This is a genomic window from Streptomyces sp. NPDC052052, assembly GCF_040680455.1.
GTDB lineage: Bacteria > Actinomycetota > Actinomycetes > Streptomycetales > Streptomycetaceae > Streptomyces.
Genome location: NZ_JBFAWU010000016.1, coordinates 14217 through 39126 on the forward strand (window position 1 = coordinate 14217; position 24910 = coordinate 39126).

Sequence of the window (24910 nt, forward strand, 5' to 3'; positions counted from 1 at the left end):
GCGGCGGAATGCGGCTCGGACTCGCACTCGGATACTGGGGCCGCGGCCCGAACCCCGCCCATCTGGAGCTGGCCCGGGAGGCCGAGGAGCTGGGGTACGCATCGGTGTGGACCGCGGAGGCCTGGGGCTCCGACGCGTTCACCCCGCTGACCTGGATCGCCGCACACACCTCCCGTATCCGACTGGGCACCGGCATCGCACAGATGGCGGCGCGCACCCCGACGGCGACCGCCATGCACGCCCTCACCCTGGACCATCTCTCCGGCGGCCGGATGATGCTCGGCCTGGGGCTGTCCGGTCCCCAGGTGGTGGAGGGCTGGTACGGGCGGCCGTTTCCGCGCAGCCCGCTGACCGCGACCCGCGAGTACGTCGATGTCATCCGCCAGGTGCTCCGTCGCGAGGCCCCGGTCGAGTTGGACGGGCGTTTCCACTCCCATCCGTACAACGGTCCGGACGCCACCGGCCTGGGCAAGCCGCTGAAGCCGATCACGCATCCGCTGCGGTCCGGGCTGCCCGTCCTGCTCGGGGCGGAAGGGCCGAAGAACATCGCGCAGACGACGAGGATCGCCGACGGCTGGCTGCCGTTGTACTGGTCGCCGCTGCGCACCGATGTGTACGAGGCCTCGCTCACGGACCTGCCGGACGGCTTCATGATCGCGCCGATGGCCCGGGCGCACATCTGTGACAACGTCGCCGAGGGGCTGCTGCCGGTGAAGGCGATGCTCGGCTTCTACATCGGCGGGATGGGGCACGCGGCCCGTAACTTCCATGCCGATCTGATGGCGCGGATGGGCTTCGAGGAGGAGGCGCGGCGGATCCAGCAACTCTTCCTCGCGGGGCGCAAGGAGGAGGCGGTGCTGGCCGTGCCGGACGCGTTCGCCGACGAGATCTCGCTCGTCGGACCACGCCAACGGGTCGCGGAACGCCTGGAGTTGTGGCGCAAGGGGCCGGTGACCGACCTGCTGGTGACGGCACCGGACCCGCACACCCTGCGGGTGCTGGCGGATCTCAACGGGCAGTAGGACCGGGCCGGTCCGGGTCCGTGGGCCAGGCGCCGGCGCCCACCGTGGCGGGCCGCACGCGCCGCCGTGACGCGGTGCGCTCCCAGGGCTGGGGGTCGGGGTACGTCACGAGTTTCAGGGTGCTGCCCCACGGGGTGCGCAGATACGCGAACCGGTTGCGCTCCCCCGCCTCCGGGCCCGGCAGCGGCTGCGCCCCGGCGAGCAGAATGGCTCCCGCGGCCACGCAGTCCCGTACGGAAGCGTCCAGGTCGTCGGTGTAGACCGCCACATGCTGCCAGCCGAAGTCGCTGGGCCTGGCCGGGGGTTCGCGGCGGGGCCCCTCGAACTCGTACAGCTCGATGCCCGGCCCGTCGCCGGGAAGGGCCAGCATCCTGACCGCCAACTCCTTTGTGCCCGCCGGAACTCCAAGCCGTTGCTCGACGTCCAGACCGCCACGCGGGCCGTCCTGGCGGCGCAGGATGTCGTACAGCACCTCGGCGCCGAGCGCCCGGACGAGGAAGAGTGTGGCGGTCTCCAGGTCGGGGACCGTGACTCCGATGTGGTCGATGCCTCGTACGCGTGTGTCCGTCATGGGTTCACCGCTCCTGTCCCGGGGCCGCGCAGACCGCCCCGTCCGCCCCGGCGCGCTGCCGCTCCGGGGTCGTGGCCGTGCCCCCGTGCGACCAGGCCAGCAGTGCGTCGGCCGGCCATGTGGTGATGACGCGTTCCGCCGGTACTCCGCACTGCTCGGCGCGGGCGCAGCCGTGGATCTGCCAGTCCAGTTGGCCGGGTGCGTGGGCGTCGGTGTCGACGGCGAACAGGGTGCCCGCGTCGACGGCACGGCGCAGCAGCCTGCGGGGCGGATCGAGCCGTTCGGGCCTGCTGTTGATCTCCACCGCCGTGCCCGCCTCCGCGCACGCGGCGAAGACCTCGTCCGCGTCGAACCGGGACTCCGGCCGGCCCCGGCCGGTGACCAGCCGCCCGGTGCAGTGCCCGAGGATGTTCGCCCGCGGGTGGCGGACGGCGGTGAGCAGGCGCCGGGTCATCGGTGCCGCGTCCATCCGCAGCTTTGAGTGGACGGAGACCACGACGACGTCCAGGCGCTCCAACAGCTCTTCCTCCTGGTCGAGGGAGCCGTCGGGGAGGATGTCGCACTCGATGCCGGTGAGCAGCCGGAAGGGCGCCCACTGGGTGTTCAGCTCGGCGATCACGTCCAGCTGGCGGCGCAGCCGGTCCGGGGAGAGCCCGTTCGCCACCGTGAGCCGGGGCGAGTGGTCGGTGAGGACCGCCCACTCATGACCCAGCTCCGCCGCCGTACGCCCCATCTCGGCGATCGGGCTGCCGCCGTCCGACCAGTCCGAGTGCAGATGGCAGTCGCCGCGCTGGAGAGCGAGCAACTGCTCGCCGCCCTCGGCGAGCGGGGTGGCGGCGGCCTCCTCCTCCAGCCGCTCCAGATAACCGGGCACCTCCCCGGCCAGCGCCTCGCGGATCACCTGTGCGGTTGTGGGCCCGATGCCTCTGGCCGACTCCAGGGAACCGTCCGCCGCCCGCCGTGCGGCCTCGCCGTCCGCCATCGCCGCCACGGTGCGGGCGGCGGTGCGGAATGCCTGCACACGGTAGGTTTCGGCCCTGCCGCGTTCCAACAGGAAGGCGATCCGTTTCAGGGCGTGGACCGGCTCCATCGGCACCTCCACGGGGCCGCCGGACACAGCGGGCCACCCCCTCCAGCTTGGCCCAGCACCGCCGCGCCCGCACCGTGGAGGGAGGCCGTGAGGACGGGCGGCTCCTAGTGGTCTGCGCACGGCTGCGATCAGCGGCGGCTCAGCCGAACGTCGTCCGCTCCAGCCAGAAGTCCAGCAGGTGTGCGTCCCCGAGCACCTCGACCCTGTTGCTGTCCGGCGCGAGGCGCCGGTTGAAGACCAGCATGATGTCGGTGAGCGAGCCCCGCAGGGCCACGGTCGCCTTCTCGTGGGTGCGTCGCCAGGTGAAGGCGTCCTCACCGAACTCGATCAGCCATTCGGCATCCGGCACGTCCGTGGCGTGCAGATGGATCGAGCGCCCGCCGCCGCACAGTTCGGCGGCCTGGCTGTCACCCCCGGCCTGGGCGAAGGCGACGATCTCCAGCCACTCCTCGATGGTGTCGGCAGCGAGCTCCGGAGCCACCTCGTAGCCGGTCTTCGCGGTGAGTGCCGCGTCTGCCTGGTGGACGATCGTCTCGTGGGCCATGCGGCGCGCCCAGAAACCGGTGTTCTGCTTCCCCTCCCCCGCCCAGGACCAGACCTCCTGGTCCGGCCCGGCCGCCCTCAGTGCCTCGACGGTCTTCGCCGCGCCGTCCGCCAGCCAGGCGTCGAGCACGGCCGGATCGTCGCCCCCGGGCGTGAACTCCGGCACCTGCCGGTCCATGACCTCTTCGACGGCCCGGGTGCGGACGATCTCGTTCACCCAGCGATGAGCGCCGCCGAGATGAACGGCAAGGTCGCGCAGGGTCCAGTCGGGGCAGGTCACCACGGTCGCGCCGAGGTCGGCGCCCCTGACCGCCATTCTCAACGCATCGGTGCGGTCGATGATTTCGTCACAGAAGAGGTCGTACGGAAGTGAGCTCATGCGGCGCACCGTAGTGCGCCGCATGAGCTCCCGCATGTGGTTATCCACCCAGCTGAGAGGTGCTGGGAACCTTGTCCTTCACATCGGCGCCCACACTCTTGCCCGCGTTCTTGATTCCGTCGATCACGCCCTCGAGGGCTCCGATGTCACCCTCGCCCACTTTGCCCTTGCGCAGCTTGGTGCCGAGCTCCTTGAGCGATTCGATGCCCGCACCCAGGGGCGCGACCGCCTTCGACAGCAGCGGATCACCCTTGGCGTTCTCCGACGCGGCCTTCAACCGGTTGTAGGTGAAGCTGCCCGCGAGCCCGGCCTTGACCAGAGCGAGCGTCCGCCCGTCCGCACCCTTCTTGAACTTGCCCGCGCGATACGGCTTCACGATCCACTGGTACGTCGCACCCGCCGCGAGACTCGCATTGGTGACGAAGCGCGTCTTGGCGAACTTCTGCGCCTCGGCCGAGGTCGTACCGCTCGGGGACGCGGAACTGCTCGCGCTGCTGCTCTCCTTGCCGCCGCCGCATCCGGTGGCACCCACCAACACGGTGCAGGACAGCAGCAGCGACACGATCAGCCGGCGCAGCGATACGGATCGGTTCATCGCGGAATTGGGCACAGCGATCCTCCCTGGCCGGACATATCCCGGCAAGCTCTATGAAAGCGGCGCAAGCTGCCACTCTCCGTAGAGGATCACCCGGGGTGGGGAGGTGTGCCACTCGGGAAGCCCTTGGGGTTTCAGCCCGGGGAAACGTTCGCACGAAAGTCATGCGCCCTCGGACAGAAACGAGAAGCGCCCTCGCCGCAGGCAGGCAGGCAGGCAGGCAGGCAGGGGGATCAAGGCAGGATGGATGGCATGAGCGAGCCTACTGGCAAGCACCCCAGCTCCAAGCCGCGCGACATCGCCGGGCCCGCCAAGGCCCACGGCGACCCCTCCGACCGGTCCGCCTACGTCACCGCAGCCGTCGCCCGCCAGATCGAACGCGACAACATCAGCGACCTCATCGCCGTTGCCGAGGCTGAACACGACCCCATCACAGCTGCCGAGATCCAGGCCCTGCGTGACCAGCTCCACCGAGCACACCGGGGACAGAAGCAGGCTGGAGCAGAAACTGTGTGACCCGCTCCCCCGCCGGCCGCTGGTATTGGACAGCGAGGGACTGGCCAAGGCGGTACTGCGCGACCGCACGGTCACCGGTTGGCTCGCTCTGGCCCGAGCCGACGACCTCCGGGCAATCGCCTCCGCGGCCACCCTGCCCTCGCTCCGCCCGCCGCTCAAGCCGTGACCGCAGGGGGAAGAGGCACAGAAGGCTACCCGGACCGAGCCGGCGTCAGCTCAGGCGTCCACCGAGGCCGCCGTCGGGGGCGATCTCGGTGATGCGGGCGAGGTCATCGGCACTGAGGGCAAGGCCGGCGGCGGCAATGTTCTGCGCGACGCGATCGGGGTTGCGCGAGCCCGGGATGGGGACGATGTAGTCCTTGTGCGCCAGGAGCCAGGCGAGCGCGAGCTGCGACAGGGTGGCGCCCTTGGCCTCCGCGAACGTGGTCAGCTCGTCGCTGATGGCGACGTTGGTGTCGAAGTTCTCCGGCTTCCACCAGGCCAGGCGCTGCCGGAAGTCGTTCGCGTCGTACTGGTCGCGGGGCTTCACGGCGCCACTGAGGAAGCCGCGGGCGAGCGGCGAGTAGGCGACGAAGCCGATGCCGAGCTCCTCCAGGACAGGGAACAGGGGCGCGGCATCGTGGGGGGCGAAGAGGGAGAGCTCGTTCTGCAGCGCGGAGATCGGGTGCACCGCGTGAGCCCGGCGGATGATGTCCTCGTCGGCGTTGGACAGGCCGAGGTACTTCACCTTGCCCGCGTCGACGAACTCCTTCATCTCGCCGACGACTTCCTCGACGGGCACGTTGGGGTCGGGGACGTGCTGGTAGAGCAGGTCGATGGCGTCGACGCCGAGGTTGCGCAGGCTGTTGTCGACGACCTCGCGGATGTGCCCGGGTCGCGAGTCCTGACCGAAGGCCGGGGTGAAGCCGAACTTGGTCGCGATCGTCACCTCGTCCCGGATCGGCGCCAGCGCGCGACCGAGCAGCTTCTCGCCCTCGCCCCAGCCGTACATCTCCGCGGTGTCGAAGTGGGTCACGCCCAGCTCGTGCGCGCGGCGGATCGCGGTGATCGACTCGGTGTCGTCCGAGGGGCCGTAGCCGACCGCGGTCCCCATAGCGCCATAGCCGAGGGCCGACACGACCAGCCCCTGAGTACCCAACGTCCTTGTCTGCACGATGCCCTCCCGGAAAACCAAACCAAACTGTTCGGTTTTAACGTACGCCTGGACTCGCCCCTGGGCAAACCAAACGGTTCGGTCGGGTAGTTTTGAGGGATGACCCCCCCGACCGGAGCGGACTCCGCCCGCGATCGCATCGTCACCGCGGCCACGGCCGAGTTCGCGCGCCACGGCATCGCCGGCGCACGGATCGAGCGCATCGCAAAGGCGGCGCGGACCAGCAAGGAACGCCTCTACGCCTACTTCCGCAGCAAGGAAGAGCTGTACGCGACCGTCGCCGCCCACGAACTCGCAGCGGTTGCCGAGGCCACCCGCCTCGACCCCACCGACCTCCCCGGCTACGCGGGCCGCGTCCACGACTACTTCGCGGCCCACCCCGAACGCCTGCGCCTGATGAACTGGGGCCGGCTCGAACTCGGCGGCGCCCCCACCGCCCCGGACGACCCCGTCCAGGCGACCGTGCGCCACAAGACCGAGCAGCTGCGTGACGCGCAGGAGTCGGGCCGGCTGGATGCGGCGTGGGACCCCATCGACGTCCTGATGTTCGTCAACCAGCTGGCCATGTCCTGGGCCGGCCAGACCGACCTGCTTCCCGCCGACGGCGCACAGCGGGCGGCCTTCCTGGCCGCACGCCGGGAAGCGATCGTGACAGCCGTGCAGCGCCTGTTCCCTGCGGATGCCGGCTGAGGGCTGCACGGTAACCATCGAGCCCGAAACTGGACCGGTATTCCACTGTCGCCAGTTCATGGCCCGGGCTGGGAGTGGGTGACGCTCCGTGGCCGAAAAAGTCTCCTTCCTCGGAAGACGCCTCGACGGCGTGAGCGCTGCTGTTTAGGGTCCTGGGCACGGCATCGCGTGTCGGTCACCGGCTGGGTGAGGCATGGAGGTGCCCGTGAGATTGCCTTGCGGAGGCATTCCACACATGTCAGTCGAGTTGAATCACACCATCATCCATGCCCGGGACAACCGGGAGTCGGCCGAGTTCCTGGCGCACGTCCTGGGGCTTGAGGTCGGGACCGAGTGGGGCCCGTTCATTCCCGTGGCCACCAGCAACGGGGTCACCCTGGACTTCGCCGCCATCCCGGCGGAGTCGATCGTCATGCAGCACTACGCGTTCCTGGTCTCCGACGAGGAGTTCGACGCGGCCTTCGACCGTATCCAACAGGCCGGGATCACGTACTACGCCGATCCGCATCTGAAGCAGCCTGGAGAGATCAACCACCACCACGGTGGGCGCGGCCTGTACTTCATTGATCCGGCCGGGCATGGCATGGAGATCATCACGCGACCCTATGGCAGCCACGAGCAGACGCCGACGGCTTCGTGAGGCAGTGGCAGGTCAGGCAGTGTGCCCTGGCCTGCCACACCGCGGCCTGGTTCAACTGCCTTTACTTTCCGGTCGAGTTCATCCTGCCGGTGACCGGTTGCCAATCGTCCCATCGGTTCTCCCTGAGAAGGTCAGCAGGCCACCGAAGCCGGAGGAGCCTGGCGTCGTTACGCTCCTGACGGCTACGCACGGGAGCTACGTCTCCGCTCCGGGTTCGCCACTCCGCATACGTTCGAGATCAGTTGTGTGGCGGAAACTCCTGGTCCAGAAGCTCTAGTACCTCCTGCTGCCGCCGATGGAATCCGGGTAACGAAGGCCGCACGAAGGCGAGATGCTCCGCCATCGGCAAGCCCCGGCAAGCGGGTGGCCGCGCCGGGTGATTCCGGTCTACGGCCTTGCGTACCGAAGCGCAGAACAAGTACACCGTCCCCAGAGCTTCCGAGTCGAAGACGATCTGCCCGACCGCCACCGAATCGACCGGGCCGCACACGCCTTCGATCAAGGTTTCCAACGCATCAACGGCAACCGCCGGATCGCCGCCCGGATCCCACTGAGCATGCATGAGCGCAGCACGCATGGCCTCTGCCAACTCCGAAGCCGACAGCCCTGACAGATCACTCGCCATCCCCACATCGTCCCAACCTGACCCGCGGAAAGCCACCCTGAATCAGCTGCTCGGCGTGACCAATCTCAGGAGGTCCCAGCGAAGACACGACACATCAACATGCGAGCCCATGTGCGGGATCTCAGGCGCTCAGGCGCCTTACGTGCAGGTGGCCATCGCGGGGAAAGGTGGGCGGGGCCGCGGGCAGCACGCGATCGAAGTCGTACCGGCTCTTCCGCGCAACTCGGCATGATGCCAGGTTGTCCACCTGGTGCAGGAGTTCGAGGCGCTCCAGCCCGTCCGCTTCGAAGGTGTCGAAGACCCAGCCGGTGAGCGCCTCCAGAGCGCGGGGGGCCACTCCCCTTCCCCGAGCGTGTGCTGCCGTCCAGTAGCCCACCTCGGCTGTAGGCCCGCCGGGGGCGACTTCCTTGAGGGTCACGTTGCCCGCCAACTGTGCACGATACGGCTCAGGTTGTACCTCAAGGACGGCGAAGCTGAACCGGTCCCCGTCTGCCCAACCCTGCTGCTGAGCCCGCACCCACCGTGCCGCGTCGGCATCGTTCTCCACGACGTGGCTCATCCAGCGGCGCAGTGCGGGATCCCGGCACGCCTCGACCAATGCGCCGACGTCGTCCATGCACCAGGGGCGGAGAACGAGAGCGGGAGAGGCCGGAGTTGCGGCCGCTTGCAGGGTGACGGGTCCATTCACGGGCCGATCGTATGCGGCGGTGCGTGCACCCGGCACTGACCTTTCCGACCCATGCTGTCCGTTGTCCGCTCCGTCATGGCTGAGTCCGGGTGCGCAGGGCCTGGACGCACCAGTCGAACGCAGGAGTCAGACTCTCCGGCGCCGGCCAGCCGTTGACCACCGCAAGCAACTGGAGATAACGCTCCCTCCGGGGGTCGTTCACGTTCTCCAGCCGAACCGCCAGTCGGCGGCGAAGCTCACCGTCGTCGGGGCGGCCGAGCAGGTCCGCGTAGTGCGCCGTGAGCGCCGCGACGATCGGATCGGCCTGGGACGAGGCCGGATCGATACCGGCGGCCAGGGCCGGGCCGACCTGGTCATGGACGGTTGCGGCGATGTCGCGGCGCGGGGGTCCCGCTGTGCCGTTCTGGGGCTGCTCGGCTGCCTGGTCCTCAGTCATCTGTCGTACGACGGCGCGGAAATCCGAGTCCAGGGACAGTTCGGCCAACTCCACCCACGCCTGGATCTGCTCGGGCTCCGGGTTGTCGGGCAGTTCGGGGGTCATCGAGCGCATGACGCCCGCCCATACGGGGGCGACATCAGGACCGCGGAAGACGGCATCGAGGAAATCACCGATCAGCCGTCGGCGCTCGTCCTCGGAGAGCAGGGCCAGTTGGTGCATGAGTTCCATCTCCTCAGGGGTGGACCCGCGCTCGGCCACCGCCGTCAGCACCGCGCGCCGCAGGCGCAGGACGCGGATCTGCACGGCCAGCGCTTCGGCGTGCGCCGCGGCGACCTCGGGCAGTGAGAGCTCCCGGTCCGCGACCTTGCGGATCGTGGGGAGGTCCAGGCCCAGCTCGCGAAGGGTGCGTACGAGGTCCAGGCGTGCGACGGCGTCGGTGTCGTAGAGGCGGTAGCCGGCCGGGCTGCGGTCTGTCGGCGTCACGATTCCCCGATCGGAGTAGAACCGAATGGTCTTGACCGTGAGTCCGGTCCGTCGAGCGAGCTCACCGATCGAATAAACGTCGCTTTCCATGCCCCCACCTTTGCGTCTCCCCCTGCGGGAGACTCAAGTCGGGTGGCGGTACGACGTGCAAGCCCTCTGCGGTGGCCTCCTTGAGCTGCCGCCCCAGTAAGTGATCTCCTCATGCCGCGGCCTGACCGGCTTCGTCCACCAGAACCTGCGAAAGAACAGCGGAAGTTCACCGCTTCGGAAGGCGTCTGCCAACGGCTCTGTTCGCGTTCCGAACCTGCGGCGGCGCAACTCCGGGGTGACGCGGCCGCGATGGGCTGTCAGTTCCTTCTGTCAGCATGCTGCCGTGACAGACACACGTGACCAGCCTCCCGACGAGGCCACCCTCGTCTTCCTGCGCTCCGCGTTCCCGCCGGAATGGCGCGAGCCGACGCTCGGGCATGAAACCGTCGCGGAGTGGGAGCGGGAGAACGAGGTGCTCCTCCCAGAGCCCTATCGAACCTTCATAACGCAGATCAGTAACGGGTCGAGTCTCGGCCCAGCCGACGACGGCGGTCTCCAGCCGCTCGGCTGGCTACCCGACACATGGCCATACCTCGACCGGCGCCGGCCAGGGGAACCGTTCCCCCTGGAGGCGGCTTGGTCCTGGGAGGGCGACGATAGTGCCGACCCCGATGACCCACGGATCGCCGCCGCGTTCAACAAGGGGTCCATCGTGCTCGGGGCCGAGGACGGGCCGTCGTTCTGGCTCCTGCTCACCACCGGCCCCCGCCGCGGCGAGGTGTGGACTGTCTCCGAAGTCGGCGCCGGTCCGGCGCCCGGCGGCCAGGTATGCGGGTTCGAGGAGTGGGTGCGGCGCTGGCACACCGGCAACGGCTGGTGGGACTGAACCCCCACGTGGGACCGAACACGTAAAGACGGCGACGCCGTTCTTGACGAAGGCGAACAAAACCATGCCCCGCACCGGCCCGCCTGGGCCCCCGTGGCCGCTGCACCGCACCGAAGGAGTTGTCCCCCGATGAACCCCGCCTCCGCCACAGATCCGCAGTGGCCCGTCCCCACCGCGCCGCCCACCCATGACCCGGTGCTGTTCGCGCGGGCGATGCGGGACATGCGCCTGACCTGGCGCGCCCGGGGCGTCCTGGCCGAACTCGCCACCGGGTACGCACCCGGGCAGGCGCCCACGATCACTGACCTGGTCTACCTCACGCGAGACGAGCGGCTGGCCGCCGAGGGCCGCGTGGCCTACCGCACGGCCGTCCGCGAACTGCGCAGCATCGGGTACTTGAGGCCCGACGGCACCACGGCCTCCGGTGTCGGCGAGCGCCTGGTCGTGGACCTCACCCCTGCCGCCGACGCCTGCCTGATCCCCCACCCTTACGGCCACGCCCCCCTCACGGACGGGAGTTGACCGGCGGGAGAGAGCCGGGACGCCATCGAACGTGCCGACGGGTGGGGAAGCTTCGCGCGGGAGCCGTCCCAGCCCTGCTGCCGTACTCTGGGCTGCCACTCAGGACTCTGCAACTCATCAGGCCGCCACACGAAGAGGGTCAGCACCCTGACACCGATTGAGGGACACGTAACTTGCAACTACGCAGCATCTTGGCCGACCTTGATGTGTGGCTGGCGGAGCACGCCCCGGGCGACCACCGGCAGCTGATGCCGCCAGCGGATGCGGCGCGGGCAGCAGTCCTGGCTGCGGGGCGCTTCCGCGTCCATGAGGACGTACTGACCTGGTTGTCCGTGCACGACGGCTCTCAGCGTGATCCGGTGCCGGCGGCGGGCGCGTTTGTCCCTCAGGATTTTCCGCTCCTTGGCGTGGCCGGCATGGCGCAAGGTCTGGCGGACATGGTGGAGGAAGTCGAGCTGGCCGTGGCTGAGGGCGAGGAGGAATTCATTGTCGGTCTGGAGGCGGACGAGCGATGGCTGCCGGTGGCGATGAACCACACTGGGGGCCGGCTCGTCGTCGATCACCGGCCGGACGGTGATTACGGGGCGGTCCTCGAGGTGGACCCGTCCATCGGGGTGAACGGGGTGAAGCGGTGGGACAGCATGTCCCACATGTTCGATTCGATCTTGGAGGCCCTGCGATCCGGTTCGGCGCTCGTGACCGGCAGCGGGGTGAGGACTGTGCCCCGCATCGAGGAGCCCGGGGATGCGCTGCCGCACGTTGTCTGGGACCTCCACTTCGGCTGACCGCACGACGACGAGGGGCTCAGCGACAGCAGTCGGGTTCCAGTCCCCGCGGCAGGTGTTCGCCGCCGAAGACGGCTGTCGTCGCCTCGTCGCCGCCGAGCGCGGACACCGCGAGGAGCAGCGAACCGGCGGTCCAGGTGGTGAGTTCCTCCGGCCAGAACGCCCGGTTGCCCTCGAAGACGTACCCGGTCCAGTACAGGCCGTTGTCGGCGCGCAGGTGCTGGATGGACTGGAGGATCTCCAGCGCACGGTCGGACTCGCCCATCACCCAGAGGGCCAGGGCGAGTTCGCAGCTCTCGCCGCCGGTGACCCACGGGTTGGGGAGCACGCAGCGCACCCCGAGACCGGGGACGACGAAGCGGTCCCAGGACTCCTCGATCCGGTCCTTGGCGGGCGATCCGGTGAGCGCGCCGCCGAGGACGGGGTAGTACCAGTCCATCGAGTAGCGGCTCTTGTCCAGGAAGCGTTCCGGGTGGTTGCGGATCGCGTGGGCCAGCGCGCCGGTCGCCAACTCCCAGTCGGGCTGCGGCTCGTCGCGCCGTTCGGCGAGGGCGAGTGCGCAGCGCAGTGCCTGGTGGATGGAGGAACAGCCGGTCAGCAGCGCGTCGTCGACGGGGGTTCCGTCGGCTTCGCGTTTCCAGCCGATCTGGCCGCCGGGCTGCTGGAGGCGGAGCACGAACTCGATGGCGGCGTAGACGGTCGGCCACATCCGGTCGACGAAGGCTTCGTCGCCGGTGGCGAGGTAGTGGTGCCAGACGCCGACGGCCACGTACGCGCAGAAGTTGGTCTCCAGGCTGCGGTCGGTCGGCTGCCCGGGATCCCCGTCGTGGTACGCGGCGTACCAGGAGCCGTCCTCGTTCTGGTTGCGGGCGAGCCAGTCGTAGGCGCGTTCCGCGGCGGCGTGCTGCCCGGCCGCGTCGAGGGCCATCGCGGCCTCGGTGTGGTCCCAGGGGTCGAGGTGGTGGCCGCGGAACCAGGGCAGCGCGCCGTCCTCGCACTGGGTCGCCAGGAGGGCGGTGACGGTCTCGGCGGCCTGCTCGGCGGTGAGGACTCCGGGCAGGACGAGATGCTCGGTCTGCTCGGGAGTGGTCACGCCTCGGCCCTGGTGGGGTTCTCGGCGGCGGCCACGGGCAGGTGCGGTTTGGTCGCGTAGGCCACGAAGCTCTTGCCGACGACCGGGTTGAGGAGTTGCTCGGCGACCCGGGTGACGGCCGGCTTCTTCATGATGTCCCAGACCAGGAGCTTGTGGTACGCCCGGACCGGGAGCGCTGCGTCCTTGCCGTCGCGGCCGACTCCGAAGGCGCACTTGAGCCACCAGTACGGCGAGTGCAGCGCGTGGGCGTGGTGGGTGCCGTACGGCTTGAGGCCGGCGGCCCGGATCTTGCCGAGCAGTTCGTCGGCCTTGTAGATGCGGATGTGGCCGCCCTCGACCTCGTGGTAGGCGTCGGAGAGCGTCCAGCAGACCTTCTCGGGGCCGTAGCGGGGCACGGTGATCGCTATCCGGCCGCCGGGCTTGAGGACCCGGACCATCTCGGCGAGCACGCCCTTGTCGTCGGGGATGTGCTCCATCACCTCGGAGATGATCACGACGTCGAAGGACTCGTCGGGGAACGGCAGGTTGAGCGCGTCGCCCTGCATGGCGGTGGCGGTGGCGCCCGCGGGGGCCTCGCCGGCCTCCTTCATCGCCGCGAACCACTTCGCGACCTCGCGGATCTCCTCACCGTTCTGGTCGAGGGCCACGACCTGGGCGCCGCGCCGGTAGCACTCGAAGGCGTGGCGTCCGGCGCCGCAGCCCAGGTCGAGCACTCGGTCACCTGCGGCGAGCGGGAAGCGGGTGAAGTCCACGGTCAGCACGGATGCCTGCTTTCGCGGTCGAGGGGCCAGGGGACGGAGACGGTGGGGGTGGGAGCGGGCCGGGGAGTCACCGTCGGCCGCCGGGGCTCGTGGCGCCCGCACGGGCGGCGATGGCCTCGCGGTAGCGGGCGACGGTGCCGAGGGCGGCCTGCTTCCAGGTGAACCGGGACAGCACCCGGGCGCGGCCGGCGGCGCCCAGCCGGGTCCGCAGTTCCGGGTCGCCGAGCAGCCGGGCGAGGGCGTCGGCCAGCGCTCCGGCGTCGCCGGGCGGAACGGCCAGGCAGGTCTCGCCGTCCGGGCCGGCGACCTCGGGAATCGCGCCGCCGGTGGTGGCGACGAGGGGGGTGCCGGTGGCCATGGCCTCCGCCGCGGGGAGCGAGAAGCCTTCGTACAGGGAGGGGACGCAGGCGATCTGGGCGCCGCGCACCAGGTCGACGAGTTCGGCGTCGGTGATGCCCTTGACGAACTCGACGGCGTCCTGGAGTCCGTGCCGTTCGATGGCCTGCGCGACCGGTCCGTCCTCGGCCCGCTTGCCGACGACGACGAGGTGCGCCTGCGGGTTCTCGGTGCGCAGTTTGGCGAGCGCCTCGACGAGGTGGACGAGGCCCTTCAGCGGGACGTCGGCGCTGGAGGTGGTGACGATCCGGCCGGGTATCTCGGCGACCGACGGGTCGGGCGACCACAGGTCGGTGTCCGCGCCGATGTGGACGACGTGGATACGGCCGGGCCGCACCCCGAGATGGTCGACGATCTCCTGCTTGGAGGAGCCGGAGACGGTGAGCACCGAGGGCAGTCGGCGGGCGACGCGCTTCTGCATGCGGGTGAAGGCGTACCAGCGGCGTACCGAGGCGCGTCGGCGGCGGGTCTCGGCGGCGGCCAGGTCCAACTGCCGGTCGACCGTGATGGGGTGGTGGATCGTGGTGACGAGCGGGGCGCCGAGATCCGCCAACAGGCCGTATCCGAGGGTCTGGTTGTCGTGGATGACGTCGAACTCGCCGCGTCGGGCGGCGAGATGACGGCGGGCCCTGAGGCTGAAGGTGAGCGGTTCGGGGAAGCCGCCGGTCCACATGGTGGCGACCTCGGCGACGTCGATCCAGTCCCGGTACTCGCCGCGCTTCGGGGTGCGGAACGGGTCGGGCTGGCGGTAGAGGTCCAGGCTGGGCAGCTCGGTGAGCGGGACGCCCTCGTCGAGCACCGGATAGGGCTGGGCGCCGATCACTTCGACGCTGTGGCCGAGGCGGGCGAGTTCCCGGCCGAGGTGGCGTACGTAAACGCCCTGGCCGCCACAGAAGGGGTTGCCCTTGTAGGTGAGGAGTGCGATGCGCAGGGGACGTTCGTCAGCGGCGCCCGATGTGTCCCTGCCCGCGCGAGGGCCCTTCTCCACGGCCTCAGCGGTCACACCCGGCCCCCCTTCTCACTGCGTGTTCGCCGGAGCGTAACCGCTCACGCTAATCTAGAACAAGTTTCAGACTGGATCGTTCAATGAGCTACGAATCTACCGGCAAGTAGCGTCGGTGCAACGGCCGGATCAGGTGATTCGCGCCACCACCGGCCACCCTGGCAACATGTCCGCCGCCGGGAGACCGAGCGCCTCCTTCCGGTTGTGGACGGAAGCCATGGATGGGGACACATGACAGCGGAAGCCAGGCCGGCATCGCCGCCGCTGACGGAGCGGCAGGAAGGCCGCCGCCGCCGCATCCTGCACGCCAGCGCCCAGCTCGCCGGCCGGGGCGGCTTCGAGGCGGTGCAGATGCGTGAGGTCGCCGAGATGGCCGGGGTCGCCCTGGGCACGCTCTACCGCTACTTCCCGTCCAAGGTGCACCTCCTGGTCGCCACCATGCAGGACCAGCTCCAGCACATGCACACCACGCTGCACAAGCGGCCGCCGGTCGGGGACACCGCCGCGCAGCGGGTCGCCGACACCCTGATGCGCGCGTTCCGCGCCCTGCAGCGCGAACCCCACATGGCGGACGCCATGGTGCGGGCACTGACCTTCGCGGACCGCAGCGTCAGCCCTGAGGTGGACGCCGTCTCACGGATCACGACGACGATCATCCTGGACGCGATGGGCCAGGAGGACCCGACGCCGGAGCAGCTGTCCGCGGTCCGGGTCATCGAGCACACCTGGCACTCCGCGCTGATCACCTGGCTGTCGGGGCGGGCCTCGATCGCCCAGGTGAAGATCGACATCGAGACGGTGTGCCGACTGATCGACGTGACGTCACCGCGGGATGCCTCCCCATCGAAGTGACCTCGCCCCGGGAACGCCTTCCCCCGTCGATGTGACGGCTCCACGGGACGCCTCCTCCGTCGATGTGACGGCTCCCCGGGGCCCCGGTCGCCGGGCCCGCAGCTCGGTCACCTCTTGTGCGTGACGCCGGTCCCGGTTGCCACGCCGCGCGCCCGGGAAGGTACGAACCGGACTCACGCGCACCCCGCACCCCGCGCCCATGTGCGGCCCCCACATGTGCCCCCCTCCAGGTGGGGTGCCCTGCACCATGTTGACGGCGGCACGGTGTTCATACGGTTCGGCGACATCACACGCATCCGCCGAGGAGCCGCACCATGCGTCGTAGAACATCGGACACCGTCCGCCGCCACAGATCCCTCTCCGCCGTCGTCACGCTGGCCTCGGCCGGTCTGCTCCTGACCGGGTGCACCGCCGCCGGGACAGCGGGCGAGGCCAATTCCGGTAAGGACGCGAAGGACGAGACCGTCAAGGTGGGCCTGGTCTACTCCCGTACCGGGCTGCTCGCGGCCTACGGGAAGCAGTACCGCGACGGGTTCATGGCGGGTCTGGACTACGCCACGAAGGGCACCGGGAAGGTCGCCGGGCACCGTATCGAGGTCACCGAGCAGGACGACGCGGGCGACCCGGGCAAGGCGGTCTCCGCGGCCAAGAACCTGATCGGCAAGGGCTACAAGGTGCTGGCCGGCACCACCGACTCCGGTGTGGCCCTCCAGATGGCGCCGCTGGCCGCCCAGAACAAGGTGCTGTACATCAGCGGCCCGGCCGCCACCGACGCCGTGACCGGCATCAACGACTACACCTTCCGCTCGGGCCGGCAGTCCTACCAGGACATCCTCACCGCCGGGACGATGCTCGGCGAGGCCAAGGGCAAGAAGGTCACGGTCCTGGCCCAGGACTCCACCTTCGGCCAGGCCAACGTCGCCGCCGTGAAGGCCGTCCTCGGCGGCAAGGGCGCGAAGGTGGGCTCCGTGCTGGCTCCGCCGAGCGCCACGGACCTGACGCCGTTCGCCCGGCAGGTGAAGGCGGGCAGCCCCGACCTGGTCTTCGTCGCGTGGGCCGGCTCCACCGCACCGGCGCTGTGGACGGCGCTGGACCAGCAGGGCGTGCTGGACGCGGGCAAGGTCGTCACAGGCCTCGCCGGTACGGCCTCGTACCCGATCTTCGGAGACGCCGGTTCCAAGGTGTCGTTCCTGGCGCACTACTTCCCCGGTGCCGGCGGCGGCAACGCGGTGGAGAAGGCCATGCTCGACGCGGTCGCCAAGGACGGCGGCACCCCGGACCTGTTCACCCCCGACGGCTTCACCGCGGCCCAGATGGTCGTGCGCGCCATCGAGGAGGGCGGCGCCAACGACTCCGCCGCCATGGTCAAGGCCCTGGAGGGCTGGAGTTTCGACGGGGTGAAGGGCAAGGAGCAGATCCGCGCCGAGGACCACGCGCTGGTGCAGCCGATGTTCGTCGCGAAGCTCACGGGCAAGGACGCCGCCGCCAAGCCGGAGCTGCTGAACACCGTGCCGATGGACCAGGTGGCGCCGCCCGTGAAGCCCTCGGCGGGCTGACCCGTGGCAGCACCGGACATGACCGCGTCGCGCCCGGCCGAGGAGAGGAGCACCACCCCGGTGCTCCGCCTCGACGGGCTCGGCTGGGGCGTCGGCGGGGCGACGATCGTCGAAGACGTCTCGCTGAGCGTTCAGGAGGGCGAGTTCCTCGCCTTCATCGGCCCCAACGGGGCCGGCAAGACCTCACTGTTCAACCTGATCAGCGGGCTGACCACGGCCACGTCCGGCACGATCGCGCTGGACGGGGCCGATGTGACCGACCGTCCGGCGCACGTCCGGGCACGGCGCGGCATCGGCCGGACGTTCCAGACGTCCAGCCTCTGGCCGGGCATGAGCGTGGCCGACCACGTCCGGCTGGCCGCCCAGGCGGCCCGGGGCGGCTCGTACCGGCTGTGGCGGCGGGCGTCCCCGTACACCCGCGAGGTGGGCGACGTCCTGGAGCGCACCGGCCTCGGCCACCGGGCCCGGGCGATGGCGTCCGAGCTGTCGCACGGCGAGAAGCGGAAGCTGGAGCTGGCCGTGCTGCTGGTGGGCGAGCCGCGGCTGATGCTGCTGGACGAGCCGATGGCCGGGGTCAGCGCGGAGGAAGTACCCGCGCTGACCGAGCTGATCCGCACCCTGCACCGCGAGGAGGGCCGCACCGTCCTGATGGTCGAGCACCACATGGACGTCCTGCTGGGCCTCGCCGACCGGCTGGCCGTGATGCACCACGGCCGGCTGCTGGCGCTGGACACCCCCGAGGCAGTGACCGCCGATCCGACCGTTCAGCAGGCCTACCTCGGGGAGGGGCTGTGACCACCGACATCTTGCTCACCGTCCGGGACCTGCGGGTCCTGATCGGCGGCCGGCACATCCTGCACGGCGTCGACCTGGACGTCGCCCGGCACGGGGTGACCGCGCTGCTCGGCCGCAACGGCGCCGGGAAGACCACGACCGTGCGCGGCATCCTCGGTCTCGTCCCGCGCACCGGAAGCGTGCGGCTGGACGGCGAGGAGACCGTGTCGATGCCCACCCACACCGTGGTGCGGCTGGGCATCGGGTACGCCCCCGAGGACCGGGGCATCTTCGCCGGACTGACCGTGGCGGAGAACCTGCGTCTGGCCGAGCGGCGCGGCGCGGGTGAGCCCGACTACCCGCTCGTCCATGAACTCTTCCCCGAACTGAAGCGCCGGGAGAAGCAGTTGGCCGGAACGCTGTCCGGTGGGCAGCAGCAGATGGTGGCCATCGGCCGCACCCTCCTCAACGGCAACCGGCTGATCATCGCCGACGAACCGACCAAGGGGCTGGCGCCGAAGGTGGTGACCGAGGTCGCCCAGGTGCTGGAACGGGCCGCCGAAGCGGTGCCGGTGCTGCTCGTGGAGCAGAACCTGGCCGTGGTGCGGCGCCTGGCCGAGCACTGTGCGGTGATCTCCGACGGCCGGACGGCCCACCAGGGCCCGGCCGCCGAACTGCTGGGTGACGCGGAGGCGGCACGGCGCCTGCTGGGCGTGGGGCGCGGTCCGGGGGCCGAGGGGGCGGCGACCGGTTCGCCGTCCGCGCCGGCTCCGTCGGCCGTGCCGGAGCCCGACGCGCCTGCCTCGACCGTGTCCTCCCCGGCCGCACCGTCTTCGCTCACGCCGTCTTCGACCATGCCTTCTTCGACCGCGGAGGCGGATTCCTGATGTCCACCGTCGTGCTGCTCACCATGACCGGGCTCGGTCTGGGAGCGCTCTACTTCCTGATCGCGTCAGGACTCTCGCTGATCTTCGGCCTGATGGACGTGCTCAACTTCGCGCACGGCGCGCTGCTCTCCATCGGCGCGTACGGCACCTGGTGGGCGGCGTCCGGCCATCTGCCCGGTGCCGGACCGGGTGGGGCGGGCTTCGTCCTGGCGGTCCTGTTCGGTACGGCGGTGGGCACCGTGGCCGCCGTGCTGCTGGAACTCGCCGTCGTCCGCCCGCTCTACACCCGGCCGCGCGAGCAGGTCCTCGCGACGGTGGGAGTGGCGCTCGCCGTCCCGGCCCTGCTGTCGGGCATCTGGGGTTCGGACGCCCGCCCCTTCCCGGGGCCGAAGGCACTGTCCGGCACCTTCGGGCTGTTCGGCGCCGAGGTCCCGGTCAACCGACTGGTCCTGATCGGGGCGGCCGTCGTCGTACTCGTGGCCCTGCGGCTCTTCCTCGGCCGTACCCGCCACGGCCTGGTGGTACGGGCCGGGGTCGAGGACCGGGCCATGGTCACCGCGCTGGGCATCGACGTCCGCAAGGCGTTCACGCTCGTCTTCGCGATCGGCGGCTGCGCCGCCGCGCTCGGCGGGGCACTCGGCGGCCTGTACTTCGGCTCGGTCGACCCCCGCCAGGGCCCCTCGCTGCTGATCTTCGCGTTCGTCGTCGTGGTCACGGGCGGCATGGGATCGGTGACCGGTGCCGCCGTGGCATCCGTCGTCATCGGTCTGGTCCAGCAGTTCGCCAACTACTACACCGCAGCGGGCCTCGGCGACCTGGCCGTCGTCGTCCTGCTCGCCGCGCTGCTGCTCGTCCGGCCGCGCGGACTGACCGGGAGGCTCGCGTGAGCACCGTCACCGAGACACACGACCGCACCGGCGGACCGCACACGGCCGCGAAGGCGCCAGGGAACGCGGCCCGGCTGCTGCGCTGGTGGCCCGCCGCCGTGCTGCTGGTCCTCTTCGTCGCGCCGTACAGCACCCTGTCGCTGCCCGGCCTCCTGGACGGCCCGCTCGGCAGTGCGGGAAGTCTCCAACTCCTGGCCACCTGCCTGCTGTTCGGAGCCCTGGCGACCGGCTACGACCTGCTGCTCGGCCGCACCGGGCTGCTCTCCTTCGGGCATGCGCTCTATTTCGCCGTGGGCAGCTACGCCACCAACATGTTCCTGCTGGAGGCCGGTCTCCCGTTCGCCGTGTCCGCACTGCTCGGCCTCTGCTCCGGGATCCTGCTCGCCCTGGCCCTGGGGTCGGTGAGCCTGCGCGTCACCGGCATCGGCTTCTCCATGGTGACGCTGGCCTTCGCCCAGGCGGGCTCGATCCTGGTCTCCCGCAACCCCGGTGGGGTCACCGGCGGCGAGGAGGGCCGGGCCGCTCCCGCCGACCTGCTGCCGTCCGCGTTCGTCGGGATCGAGAACACCGCGAACCTCTACTGGCTGGCACTGGCCTATCTGATCCTCACCCTCGCCGTCGTCCACTGGGCGGTCCGGTCCCCCACCGGGCGGGTCTGGGAGGGCATCAAGGAGAACGAACGCCGCGTGGAGGTCCTGGGGTTGAAGCCGTACGGCTTCAAGCTGACGGCCTTCGTCCTGGCGGGCGCACTGGCCGCGCTCGGCGGCCTGGTGCACCTGCTGCTCACCGGCGGCTCGACCCCCCAGACGACCACCTCGGACTTCACCCTCTCCCTGCTGGTGATGGTGGTGCTGGGCGGATCGGGTACCCGCTGGGGCCCGATGGCCGGCGGCATCCTCTACACCTGGGCCGATCACCGCCTCGGCGATCTGGCCGGGTCGGGCGCGGTCGCCGATCTGCCCGCGGTGCTGCGGGTGCCGCTCTCCCAGCCGCTGTTCCTCCTCGGTGTGCTGTTCGTGGCCGTGGTACACCTGTTGCCCGGCGGCCTGGCCCGGCTGCCGTCCCGGCTGGCCGCTGCGCGCCGCCGTCCCGCCGCCGACACGCTCCCGGCCGCGAAGGCCCGGAAGGAGAACGCACGCCCGTGACTGCGTACGAAGAACTGCAGGTCCCCGTCGCCGGGGGCGAGTTGGCGGTGCTGAGGTGGCCGGCCCGGGAGCCGGACGCGCCGACCGTCATCGCGCTGCACGGCATCACGTCCAACGCACTGTCCTGGGGCCCGGTGGCACGGCTGCTGGACGGCCGCGTCACCCTGATCGCCCCGGATCTGCGGGGCCGGGCCGGGAGTTCGGCCCTGCCGGGGCCGTACGGGATCGCCACCCACGCCGATGACGTCGCCGCCCTGGCCGAGGCCCTGGGCCTGGGCCGGGTGGTGCTGGCCGGACACTCGATGGGCGCGTTCGTGACGGCGCTGGCCGCCGTGCGGCACCCGGACCGGTTCGGGCCGCTGCTGCTGGTCGACGGCGGCCTCGGCTTCCCCGCCCCCACGCACCTCACCCCGGACGAACTCATGACCGCGGTGATCGGCCCGGCCATGGACCGGCTGTCGATGACCTTCCCCGACCGGGCCGCCTACCGCTCCTTCTGGCAGGCGCACCCGGCGTTCGCGGGCGCCTGGTCGGACGAGGTGGACGCGTACATCCAGCGCGATCTGACCGGTGAGGAACCCGCTCTGCGCTCCACCTGCCGGATCGAGGCGGTACGCACCGACGGCATCGGCCTCTTCGACGAGGAGGTGCTGACCGCGGTACGGAAGCTGCCGGCTCCGGCGACGCTGCTGTGGGCGCAGCGCGGCCTGATGGACGAGGACCAGGGCCTGTACGACGAGACCCGCCTGGCCGTGGCCGATCTCGCGGGCACGGAGGTGACGCCGGTGGCGGTGCGGGACGTCAACCACTACACGCTGCTGACGGGTGAGGCGGGCGGCACGGAGATCGCACGCCATGTGCTGGAGATGTCCGGGGCCTGAGGCCCTTCGCCCGGTCCGGGCACTCGGGGGCGGTGGCAGGGGAACACCGGCCACTCCCCCGGGCCCCGGGGCTTCCGAACAGTGTCTTTCGCTACCGGCCTTCCATCAACCGGTGCAGCCGCAGGGCAAGTTGGAGTTCCAGAGCCCGCCCCGGCTCGTTCCAGTCCCGCCCCAGCAGCACCTGCACCCGGTCCAGCCGCTGCACCACCGTGTTGACGTGCACGTGGAGTTCGTCCTTGGCGCGGATGAGGCTGCCTCCGGCGCCGAAGTAGGCGTCGAGCGTCTGCACGAGGTGCGTGCCGCGCTGCGCGTCGTACTCCAGCAGCGGTCCCAGGGTCGCCCCGACGAAGCCGTCGACGTCCTGGGCATTGCCCAACACCACGCCCAGGAAGCCGAGTTCCGTGACACAGGCGCCTTCGCCGGTGCGGCCGAGGACCCGCATGGCGCGCAGGCAACGGGCGGCCTCCCCGTAGGCGGAGGCCAGTTCGCGGGCGCCGCGGACCGGGCCGGCAGCGGCGACGGTGACCGGGGCCTGGGTCAGCTGTCCGAGCTGGGCCGCCGCCGCACGCGCCACACCCCCGGCGGACACCGCCGTGCCTTCGGCTTCCACCAACAGCACGACGTTTCCGGCGTGTTCGGCGCTCACCCCGCGGATGTCGCCGCCGAAGAGATAGCGCATCGCGGCAGGGGCCAGCCGCTCGCGGACGCCGCCCTCGGCCACCAGCAGCAGCTGCGGGCGGTCGAGGTCGATGCCGAGACGACGGCCGCGTTCGGTGAGGCCGGCCGGGTCGCGGTCCGCCTCGGTGAGCAGATCGGTGATGAGTTCCCCGCGGATCCGGTTCTCGGTCTCGGCGACCGTGCGCCGCAGCAGCAGAAGAAGTCCGGTGACCACCGCCGCGCGCTCGAACAGCCGCCGGTCGGTGTCGTCGAGCTCCTCGCGCCGGTGCAGGACCAGGCCGGCCAGGAGCTCCCGCCCGGCCAGGACCGCGCAGATCCACCGGCCGTCGCGGCGCACGGCACGGGCGCCGGTACGGGACTCCTCGGCGGTCTCGGCCAGCCATCCGGCGTCCATGCTGTCGGCGGCGAAGTCCGCACCGTCGGGCCCGACGGCCGCCAGGGGCCGCCCGCCGGGGTCGTGAATGGTGAGCGGGGAGTCCAGCAGCCCCGCGACCGCCGCGGCGACGTCCTTGACGTCCCGGCCGCGCAGGACCAGATCGGTCAGCCGGTCATGGGACTCCTCGGCCCGCCGCATGGCCGCCGACTGGGCCCGTACCGCCGCATTGGCCTCGGCCAGTTCGACGTTCCGCTCCGCCAGTTCGTCCAGGGCGGAGCGGGTGTCGTCGAGGGCGCGGGCGGTGTCGATGGCGATCGCCGCGTGTGCGGCGAGCGAGCAGAGCAGGGCGACCTCGTCGGGGCTGAAGACGCGGGGCGCGCGGTCGGCCGCGAAGAGTACGCCGATGACCTTTCCGGCGCCGCCGCGACTGGAGCCGAGGAGCAGGGGCACGCCCAGGATGGCGACGAGCCCCTCGTCCAGCACCCCGGCGTTGATGTTGCCGGTGTGGTGGAAGCGTTCGTCGGTGCGGTAGTCGGGGGTCGCGTACGGGCTCGCGGTCTGCGCCACCAGACCACCGAGCCCGTGGCCGAGCTCCAGCCGCAGGCCTTGGAAGAGCGGGGACACCGACCCGTCGGTGACCCGCATGTAGGTGTCCCCGGCCTCCTCGTCGGGGAGCGTGAGATACGCCGTGTCCGTGCCGAGCAGCATCCTGGCCCGGCGCACGATCGCCTTCAGCACCTCGTCCAGGTCGCGGGAGGCGGCCAGGTCGCCCGCGGTGTCGAAGAGCGCGGTGAGCTGGAGCTCGCGACGCCGGTGCTGCCGCAGGGCACCCCTGATCCGCAGGGCGGTGGCCGTGGCCCGCTCCACCTCCGCCAGATCACCCGCGGCCACACCGGCGGCCCGCGCCTGCGAGGAGACGGCGCCCAGCGCCTCGGCGGGGGCGTTGTCGGCCAGCAGATCGAGGAGGCGCCGCAGATGGGGTGCGGCGGAGGAGGACGGTTCAGACATGAGCGGCCATCGTTCGTAGGGGCAAAAAGGTCAGTTGGCGGTCCAGCCGCCGTCCATGGCGATCGAGGTGCCGGTGATGTGTGAGGTACGTGGCCCGCAGAGCCACAGCACGGCCTCGGCGACGTCCTCGGGTTCGATCAGGCGCTTGATCGCACTGCGCTCCAGCATGACCCGCTCCACCACCTCCTCCTCGGAGATGCCGTGCGCCCGGGCCTGGTCCGCGATCTGGTTCTCGACCAGGGGGGTGCGCACGTACCCGGGGCAGACGCAGTTGCTCGTCACCCCGTGCTCCGCCGCTTCGAGCGCGACCACCTTGCTGAGTCCCTCCAGTGCGTGCTTTGCCGTCACATAGGCCGACTTGTAGGGGCTGGCCCGCAGGCCGTGCACGGACGAGATGTTGACCACGCGTCCCCAACCGCGTTCGTACATGCCCGGCAGGGTCCTGCGCAAGATCCGGAACGGAGCCTCCACCATGACGCGCTGGATCAGCGCGAAGCGGTCCGGCGGGAACGCGTGCACCGGAGCGACGTGCTGGAGCCCCGCGTTGTTGACCAGGACGTCCGCGTCGTCGGGCAGGGTGTCCACCGCTTCGGGAACCGAGAGATCGGCCACCCACGCCGTCCCGCCGATCTCCTCGGCCAGCTCCTCGGCGGCGTCGGCGGTCTTGTCCACCACATGGACATGGGCGCCCGCGGCGGCCAGGGCCTGCGCGCAGGCCCGTCCGATCCCGCTCGCGGCACCGGTCACCAGGGCGGTGCGCCCGGCGAGGAACCGGTCTGCGGCGGACGGCGCGGGGCCGGTTGCGGGCGGGGGAACGGTGAGCAGGGCGGTAGGCGATGCGGTGTGCGGGGCGGGGCGGGGGGCGGGCCCGCGGTCCGGGCTCTGAGGAGTCTCCATGGTCGTCACCGTAGGGAGACCGGAGCGCCCGTCACACGGGGTCGGTGCACATACCGTCA

At 70.9% G+C, this 24910-nt stretch carries 27 protein-coding genes and 1 pseudogene; 15 read left to right on the top strand and 13 right to left on the bottom strand.

Annotated elements, in window-relative coordinates:
• Positions 1–8 precede the first annotated feature (8 nt).
• Entirely contained in the window at positions 9–1022 is a 1014-nt protein-coding gene (locus AB0L71_RS20000; RefSeq protein ID WP_365244858.1) for an LLM class F420-dependent oxidoreductase, read from the top strand.
• Here AB0L71_RS20000 and AB0L71_RS20005 read toward each other — a convergent pair.
• The 4 genes from AB0L71_RS20005 to AB0L71_RS20020 all read right to left on the bottom strand — a co-directional run bounded on the left by AB0L71_RS20005 (position 1009) and on the right by AB0L71_RS20020 (position 4200).
• Positions 1009–1593, bottom strand: coding sequence for a VOC family protein (locus AB0L71_RS20005; protein ID WP_365244418.1), 585 nt, complete (start codon positions 1591–1593; stop codon positions 1009–1011). The genes AB0L71_RS20000 and AB0L71_RS20005 overlap by 14 nt on opposite strands.
• 4 nt (positions 1594–1597) lie before the next feature.
• The gene (locus AB0L71_RS20010; protein WP_365244421.1) at positions 1598–2683 is read right to left on the bottom strand and encodes a PHP domain-containing protein; all 1086 of its coding nucleotides are present in this window, start codon (positions 2681–2683) and stop codon (positions 1598–1600) included.
• 139 nt (positions 2684–2822) lie between these two features.
• Entirely contained in the window at positions 2823–3605 is a 783-nt protein-coding gene (locus AB0L71_RS20015; protein ID WP_365244424.1) for a maleylpyruvate isomerase N-terminal domain-containing protein, read from the bottom strand.
• Between the two features lie 40 nt (positions 3606–3645).
• Positions 3646–4200: a hypothetical protein gene (locus AB0L71_RS20020; RefSeq protein ID WP_365244427.1), complete on the bottom strand. Its 555-nt coding sequence runs from the start codon at positions 4198–4200 to the stop codon at positions 3646–3648.
• Positions 4201–4452: 252 nt separating this feature from the next.
• Here AB0L71_RS20020 and AB0L71_RS20025 point away from each other — a divergent pair, with 252 nt between their 5' ends.
• Positions 4453–4716: a CopG family transcriptional regulator gene (locus AB0L71_RS20025; protein WP_365244430.1), complete on the top strand. Its 264-nt coding sequence runs from the start codon at positions 4453–4455 to the stop codon at positions 4714–4716.
• Positions 4709–4852 (top strand): annotated as a pseudogene (locus tag AB0L71_RS20030) (DNA-binding protein); the annotation flags it as partial. The gene AB0L71_RS20025 and the pseudogene AB0L71_RS20030, both read left to right, overlap by 8 nt.
• Before the next feature lie 75 nt (positions 4853–4927).
• On the opposite strand, the gene AB0L71_RS20035 reads toward AB0L71_RS20030, so the two are convergent.
• Entirely contained in the window at positions 4928–5869 is a 942-nt protein-coding gene (locus AB0L71_RS20035) for an aldo/keto reductase (protein ID WP_365244433.1), read from the bottom strand.
• Between the two features lie 99 nt (positions 5870–5968).
• On the opposite strand from AB0L71_RS20035, the gene AB0L71_RS20040 reads away from it, so the two are divergent.
• Both AB0L71_RS20040 and AB0L71_RS20045 read left to right on the top strand, forming a co-directional pair.
• Positions 5969–6559: a TetR family transcriptional regulator gene (locus tag AB0L71_RS20040; RefSeq protein ID WP_365244436.1), complete on the top strand. Its 591-nt coding sequence runs from the start codon at positions 5969–5971 to the stop codon at positions 6557–6559.
• Positions 6560–6794: 235 nt separating this feature from the next.
• A complete protein-coding gene (locus tag AB0L71_RS20045; RefSeq protein WP_365244439.1) occupies positions 6795–7199 on the top strand; it encodes a VOC family protein in 405 nt (134 codons plus the stop codon).
• Between the two features lie 238 nt (positions 7200–7437).
• On the opposite strand, the gene AB0L71_RS20050 is transcribed toward AB0L71_RS20045, so the two are convergent.
• From AB0L71_RS20050 to AB0L71_RS20060, 3 genes are all read right to left on the bottom strand, one after another.
• Complete coding sequence (locus AB0L71_RS20050) at positions 7438–7824, bottom strand: hypothetical protein (RefSeq protein WP_365244442.1); 387 nt, start codon at positions 7822–7824, stop codon at positions 7438–7440.
• A 121-nt stretch (positions 7825–7945) separates the two neighbouring features.
• Positions 7946–8512, bottom strand: coding sequence for a GNAT family N-acetyltransferase (locus tag AB0L71_RS20055; protein WP_365244445.1), 567 nt, complete (start codon positions 8510–8512; stop codon positions 7946–7948).
• A 73-nt stretch (positions 8513–8585) separates the two neighbouring features.
• Positions 8586–9524, bottom strand: coding sequence for a MerR family transcriptional regulator (locus tag AB0L71_RS20060; RefSeq protein WP_365244447.1), 939 nt, complete (start codon positions 9522–9524; stop codon positions 8586–8588).
• Between the two features lie 283 nt (positions 9525–9807).
• Here AB0L71_RS20060 and AB0L71_RS20065 point away from each other — a divergent pair, with 283 nt between their 5' ends.
• The 3 genes from AB0L71_RS20065 to AB0L71_RS20075 all read left to right on the top strand — a co-directional run bounded on the left by AB0L71_RS20065 (position 9808) and on the right by AB0L71_RS20075 (position 11657).
• Positions 9808–10350: an SMI1/KNR4 family protein gene (locus AB0L71_RS20065; RefSeq protein WP_365244450.1), complete on the top strand. Its 543-nt coding sequence runs from the start codon at positions 9808–9810 to the stop codon at positions 10348–10350.
• A gap of 129 nt (positions 10351–10479) precedes the next feature.
• The gene (locus AB0L71_RS20070) at positions 10480–10872 is read left to right on the top strand and encodes a hypothetical protein (protein ID WP_365244453.1); all 393 of its coding nucleotides are present in this window, start codon (positions 10480–10482) and stop codon (positions 10870–10872) included.
• Positions 10873–11045: 173 nt separating this feature from the next.
• The gene (locus tag AB0L71_RS20075; RefSeq protein ID WP_365244456.1) at positions 11046–11657 is read left to right on the top strand and encodes a hypothetical protein; all 612 of its coding nucleotides are present in this window, start codon (positions 11046–11048) and stop codon (positions 11655–11657) included.
• 19 nt (positions 11658–11676) lie between these two features.
• Here AB0L71_RS20075 and AB0L71_RS20080 read toward each other — a convergent pair whose 3' ends face one another.
• The 3 genes from AB0L71_RS20080 to AB0L71_RS20090 form a co-directional block, all read right to left on the bottom strand.
• A complete protein-coding gene (locus tag AB0L71_RS20080; protein ID WP_365244459.1) occupies positions 11677–12750 on the bottom strand; it encodes a prenyltransferase in 1074 nt (357 codons plus the stop codon).
• Complete coding sequence (locus AB0L71_RS20085) at positions 12747–13511, bottom strand: class I SAM-dependent methyltransferase (protein ID WP_365244462.1); 765 nt, start codon at positions 13509–13511, stop codon at positions 12747–12749. Before AB0L71_RS20085 ends, AB0L71_RS20080 begins: the two co-directional genes overlap by 4 nt.
• 67 nt (positions 13512–13578) lie before the next feature.
• On the bottom strand, positions 13579–14910 hold the full coding sequence (locus AB0L71_RS20090; RefSeq protein ID WP_365244465.1) for a glycosyltransferase family 4 protein: 1332 nt from the start codon (positions 14908–14910) through the stop codon (positions 13579–13581).
• Positions 14911–15141: 231 nt separating this feature from the next.
• Here AB0L71_RS20090 and AB0L71_RS20095 point away from each other — a divergent pair, with 231 nt between their 5' ends.
• The 7 genes from AB0L71_RS20095 (at position 15142) to AB0L71_RS20125 (ending at position 21892) form a co-directional block, all read left to right on the top strand.
• Positions 15142–15762, top strand: coding sequence for a TetR family transcriptional regulator (locus AB0L71_RS20095; RefSeq protein ID WP_365244468.1), 621 nt, complete (start codon positions 15142–15144; stop codon positions 15760–15762).
• A gap of 314 nt (positions 15763–16076) precedes the next feature.
• Positions 16077–17318: a substrate-binding domain-containing protein gene (locus tag AB0L71_RS20100; protein WP_365244471.1), complete on the top strand. Its 1242-nt coding sequence runs from the start codon at positions 16077–16079 to the stop codon at positions 17316–17318.
• Between the two features lie 18 nt (positions 17319–17336).
• Entirely contained in the window at positions 17337–18113 is a 777-nt protein-coding gene (locus AB0L71_RS20105) for an ABC transporter ATP-binding protein (protein ID WP_365244474.1), read from the top strand.
• A complete protein-coding gene (locus AB0L71_RS20110; protein ID WP_365244477.1) occupies positions 18110–18979 on the top strand; it encodes an ATP-binding cassette domain-containing protein in 870 nt (289 codons plus the stop codon). Before AB0L71_RS20105 ends, AB0L71_RS20110 begins: the two co-directional genes overlap by 4 nt.
• On the top strand, positions 18979–19866 hold the full coding sequence (locus tag AB0L71_RS20115) for a branched-chain amino acid ABC transporter permease (protein ID WP_365244480.1): 888 nt from the start codon (positions 18979–18981) through the stop codon (positions 19864–19866). The genes AB0L71_RS20110 and AB0L71_RS20115 overlap by 1 nt, the downstream gene beginning before the upstream one ends.
• Positions 19863–21011 (top strand): branched-chain amino acid ABC transporter permease, encoded by a 1149-nt coding sequence (locus AB0L71_RS20120; protein ID WP_365244482.1) that lies wholly within the window; start codon positions 19863–19865, stop codon positions 21009–21011. The genes AB0L71_RS20115 and AB0L71_RS20120 overlap by 4 nt, the downstream gene beginning before the upstream one ends.
• Positions 21008–21892 carry an alpha/beta hydrolase gene (locus tag AB0L71_RS20125; RefSeq protein WP_365244485.1) on the top strand — a complete coding sequence of 295 codons (885 nt, stop codon included), beginning with the start codon at positions 21008–21010 and terminating at the stop codon, positions 21890–21892. The genes AB0L71_RS20120 and AB0L71_RS20125 overlap by 4 nt, the downstream gene beginning before the upstream one ends.
• 91 nt (positions 21893–21983) lie before the next feature.
• Here the strand turns inward: AB0L71_RS20125 and AB0L71_RS20130 are convergent, their stop codons facing one another.
• The gene (locus AB0L71_RS20130; protein ID WP_365244488.1) at positions 21984–23954 is read right to left on the bottom strand and encodes a GAF domain-containing protein; all 1971 of its coding nucleotides are present in this window, start codon (positions 23952–23954) and stop codon (positions 21984–21986) included.
• Between the two features lie 30 nt (positions 23955–23984).
• Positions 23985–24851, bottom strand: a complete 867-nt coding sequence (locus AB0L71_RS20135) for a 3-hydroxybutyrate dehydrogenase (protein ID WP_365244491.1) — start codon at positions 24849–24851, stop codon at positions 23985–23987.
• Positions 24852–24910: the final 59 nt, after the last annotated feature.